Source organism: Pedobacter sp. 01T416_2 (assembly GCF_056398925.1).
In genome coordinates this window covers 1-4,353 of sequence record NZ_JBFTQI010000512.1, presented here as the reverse complement: position 1 = coordinate 4,353, position 4,353 = coordinate 1, and the positions used below count along the sequence as shown (strand labels likewise).

General features: G+C 37.3%; 6 protein-coding genes. 3 read left to right on the top strand and 3 right to left on the bottom strand.

All coding sequences use genetic code 11. From position 1 onward, the window contains the following. The 3 genes from AC1DPQ_RS19230 to AC1DPQ_RS19220 form a co-directional block, all read left to right on the top strand. A partial coding sequence (locus AC1DPQ_RS19230) for an ammonium transporter (protein ID WP_477610568.1) occupies positions 1–497 on the top strand: 497 nt, incomplete at its 5' end. Between the two features lie 37 nt (positions 498–534). Then, positions 535–1,560: a porin gene (locus AC1DPQ_RS19225; protein WP_057932804.1), complete on the top strand. Its 1,026-nt coding sequence runs from the start codon at positions 535–537 to the stop codon at positions 1,558–1,560. A 96-nt stretch (positions 1,561–1,656) separates the two neighbouring features. Beyond that, complete coding sequence (locus AC1DPQ_RS19220) at positions 1,657–2,235, top strand: DUF4468 domain-containing protein (RefSeq protein WP_477583248.1); 579 nt, start codon at positions 1,657–1,659, stop codon at positions 2,233–2,235. On the opposite strand, the gene AC1DPQ_RS19215 is transcribed toward AC1DPQ_RS19220, so the two are convergent. From AC1DPQ_RS19215 to AC1DPQ_RS19205, 3 genes are all read right to left on the bottom strand, one after another. Continuing rightward, positions 2,236–2,703 (bottom strand): SRPBCC family protein, encoded by a 468-nt coding sequence (locus AC1DPQ_RS19215; RefSeq protein ID WP_477583246.1) that lies wholly within the window; start codon positions 2,701–2,703, stop codon positions 2,236–2,238. Between the two features lie 653 nt (positions 2,704–3,356). After that, positions 3,357–3,830 carry a ribonuclease H-like YkuK family protein gene (locus AC1DPQ_RS19210; protein ID WP_477583244.1) on the bottom strand — a complete coding sequence of 158 codons (474 nt, stop codon included), beginning with the start codon at positions 3,828–3,830 and terminating at the stop codon, positions 3,357–3,359. 254 nt (positions 3,831–4,084) lie between these two features. After that, positions 4,085–4,353 (bottom strand): hypothetical protein (locus AC1DPQ_RS19205; RefSeq protein ID WP_477610567.1); only part of this gene is annotated, 269 nt, incomplete at its 5' end.

Here is a 4,353-nt window from a genome sequence, read left to right as displayed (position 1 = left end):
GTGCAGTAGTTGGTTTGGTAGCCATTACACCAGGTGCAGGTTTTGTAAGTATTCCATCTAGTATATTTATTGGTGCTATTGCCGCAGTTATTTCTAATCTTGTAGTTTCTTGGAAACAAAAAACCAGTTTAGATGATACATTAGACGTTTTTCCTTGTCATGGTGTGGGCGGTATCGTTGGTATGTTGTTAACCGGTGTTTTTGCAACAAAAACAGTAAATGCTGCTGGTGCTGATGGCTTGTTTTATGGTAACCCGGCTTTCTTTATCACGCAATTAAAAGGTGCTGTAATTGTAATCATCTTCAGTTTTGTTGTATCATTTATCATCTTCAAATTCATCAACCTGATTCAACCGATCCGCGTATCAGAAGAAGAAGAAGAAATGGGACTTGATGCATCTCAACATGACGAGAAATACTCTCAAGGTACCTTGCTAGTTGAAGAAAGAGCGATCTATATCGAAAAAAACAGTCCATTAACAGAATCAGTATCTTAAGGATTTTATAATATCTAAACTCAAAATAAGCTCAAACATGAAGAAACTTTTAACCGCTATTTTTGCAATGGCCAGCACTACGTGTGCCCTGGCTCAAGAGACCACTACATCACCACTTGAAATTTCAGGATCGGTAGATACGTACTTTAAGTATGATTTTGCTAAAAATCCATTAAACGGAAAAACATCTTTTGTAACTGATCACAACTCGGTATCGTTAGGTATGATTGATATTGCCTTGAAGAAAAAAACAGGTAAAGCTTCATTTGTTGGAGAGCTTTCTTTTGGCCCTAGAGGACAATCGCAATCTATTCCTGATGCTGCAGCCGGAGGTTCGTCTTTTAATATTCAAAACTTATATGTTAACTACGATTTTACTGATCAGTTTAGCATGACAGCAGGTTACATGGGTACATTTATTGGATATGAGGTAATCTCTCCAGTTGGAAACTTTAACTATTCTACTTCCTACCTGTTTACCAATGGTCCGTTCCAAAATGCGGGAATTAAAGCTACTTATAAATTCAGCGATAAAGTAAGTTTAATGGCTGGTTTATTTAACGATTGGAATGTTTATTCCGCTTCGAGAGGTGTTTCGGCTATCGGTGGCCAGTTAATGGTTGCTCCTGTTGAAGGCTGGACTGCTTACATCAATGCCTTATCGGGAGCTGGTTTTGGCGGGTATGGAACGATTATCGATTTAACCACTTCATATCAAATTACAGAGAAATTTAAATTGGGTTTAAATGCAGCCAATTATGATATCAAAGATAGTTCGGTACCGGGAAGTTACGCAGGTGCTGCCTTATACCCTCAATTTGCTGTATTGGATGCAGTAACTTTAGGTTTAAGAGGTGAGTACTTTAAATTTAAAGCCGCGGGTGCAGTTCCGGCTACTGCTTTTACTGCAGTAACACTTACTGCAAACATTAAATCTGGTGGTTTAACATTTATCCCAGAAGTAAGATTAGACCACAATAGTGATAAACCGTTCTTCAAAGAAGGTGGCGCTGCGGCACCGAATGGTGGCCAATTCTCTTTGGCAGCCGTTTACGCTTTTTAAGGAAATAAAAATGTTAATATCAAGCCGTCCAGATGTAAATCGGGACGGCTTTTTCGTACCTTTAAATAATTACATTTGCCTGTTAACCGATTCCAAATGAAACATCTTCTTTTTATTATTCTTGTTCTTTTTTCAATTCAATTATCTGCGCAGCAAAAACAGTTTTCGAAAGATGATAATGGTAAATTTATTTATTATCAGGTGGTAGACTCGCAAATGATAAGCAAAGATACCTTGTTGCAAAGGGCTAAATCTTTTGTTAATGTTGCTTATAAAAAATCGATGAGGCAAGAAAGTGCTACCGATTCTTCTGTTTTGGCTAAAGGAACTATGGTAATTGATAAAACAATTTTGGTAGCTGGCCATCCAAGCGGAGAAGTAAGTTATAATTTCGTTTTTGAGGCGCGTAATGGCAAATATAGGTTTTGGTTAACCGATATACTGTTTATCCCATATCAAAGAGACCGCTATGGGAATTTTGTAGCGACTACTAAAATTGGCGTACCATTAGAGCGTACGCCTGGCAAATTGAGTGCGGGCGCATGGAAAGACATTTTAAACAGCGCTTATAATAAGATAGAAAAATTTGGTGATGATTTTAAGAAGTATTTAGCAACCAATAGGGTTGAAAAAGCCAAAAAGAAAGCTGAAACCATTTCAACGAAAAAATGGTAATTAGCGCATAGAAAATAATTCCTCAACCTTTTGGTAACGGAACTTAAAAATTTCGTTGATTTTGTTGTTCACCACCATGGCATTTACGATAACACCGATTGGTCCCCAGCCAATGCTATAGTGTAAGGTATCGTGCATTAATACACCGCCATCTATTTTTTCGAAATGGTGCTGGTGGTGCCAGAAAGCAAATGGACCAAACCGTTGCTCGTCGATAAAATACTCCTTATCCTTAACGTGTGTTATCTCCGTTACCCAGTTTAATTTAATGCCAAACAATGGGGCAACCTTATAGGTGATAATCAGGCCAGGGTACATTTTAGTATTGACGATGTTTGGTGAGGTTACATCAAAGGTCATATTCTTTGGGGTGATTTCGGCCAGGTTTATTGGCGAAGAAAAAAAGTCCCAGGCGGTATCAAGATCAACAGGGAGTTTTTGGGTAAATTCTAATCTATAAGTTTTCAAATTTTTGTTTTAAAGCACAACAACAAAGATGGGGTTTTGTTGAGGGAATAAGTTAAAGCTTGTGGATTTAATGTCAGTCTTTGGGTTAATTTTTTGCCTACAGCTCATGCTTTCCTCGGCTCGCCGCCGCCGATGGGCTCTTTCTTTTTGCTGTCAAAAAGAAACAAAAAACACCGGCTGAAAATTTATTCATTTTATATTATAGTTTTCAGCTGCATTCATGAGGGCTTCGCCGTTTTCTTTCGAAGTTAGTAGGTTGGCCGTGTCGGTGGAGCCCGAAAAATTTGTTAGGCCGGATTTAAGTAGAACGGGGATATGGTGCTATGGCCTAGTTAGGTGGAAATGCGTAGTTTGTAAACCATTCATATTCAAATAAATATAAAGTGATGTCAATGGTGGAATAGTCGAAGACTTAACTGTATAGTTTGTAAAGAGATTGATATTGGTTGTCTGTTTTGCCCCGAATAGCTGTACTGTTTAAGCCGCCTAAACCCGATCAAAGCGAGATGCCGATATTTCAGTCGGCAGAAGCGGGAGCGGGACTGCAATAACCAAAAAGCTACTGCAATTGCTTTCCAAAAAAAAATGTTCATTAAATAATCAGCTTTGACAAATTTCTAGCATTTGGCCAATAAATTTGTCAAAGCTTTACACTAATGCACCATTTTATCTGCACAGGTAGAACTGGCAAATGCTTCTGGTTTAGCCTTAAAAATAAAGCCCATACTTAAAATATATCCCATGGCATCGTTAAGTGCTTTGTTCGATTTAAACGATGGACTGGTGTTGATATCGGCATGTACTTCTAAAGCCACGTCATAAATATCAAGTAAATCACAAATAGAATAAGCAGTTTCGATTGATTTTTGCACTTCCATTAACATTCTTTCTTTAATGCTTACCTGTTGTGTGCTTTTTTCCTGATGGATGTACATAAAACCGCCATGATGTTCTCTTAACAGCACAATTACGGTTGCAAAATCGGTTACTGCGCCTTTTACCTGCGAATCGGTACCGATGCAAACTTTAAGCTTAAAGCCGTTTTGGCTTTCTCTGATAATCGCGTTTTCTACTTCTTCGAGGATTGAAGATTGAATAATTTCACCACTAAATTTTTTCCACATCATACATTTGTATTTTTTGAGGTTAATTCCAAAGGAATCCCTTTGGGACGAATGGTAATCAGGTTTTTATAAAAATAAGTGCTAAAAATTAAATATGTGTTAAGGTTAGGTTGTTTATTTGCTAACAAAAAGTTAGTTATCAACAAGTTAGTGATAATAGTTTGGATGAACTTATTATTTGTTGAAACAAATTATTATTCGGTCCGTTAATATTTGTACATTCATTAAAAAATCTTAATTATGAGAGCAGAATTAATTCAAGAGCTCCAGTTATTACAAAATAGCAGAGCGAATAAATTTGCAGATGAACTGGCTGACAAGATCTTATCTTCGGTTGATGCCGTTAACGAAAAAGTGCTATCATCAATGTCAAAACGTGGTAACATGTTAATGTTGCTCGAGAAAAGATTAAACTTTTCTACGCTGCGGAAACTTAGGGAAAGATTTTTCAAGCCGTAACTAAGGCTGTAGTTCTGGGCGTAAAGAGAAATGATTACCTTTATGGCGGAATGATAGAAAATGCCTT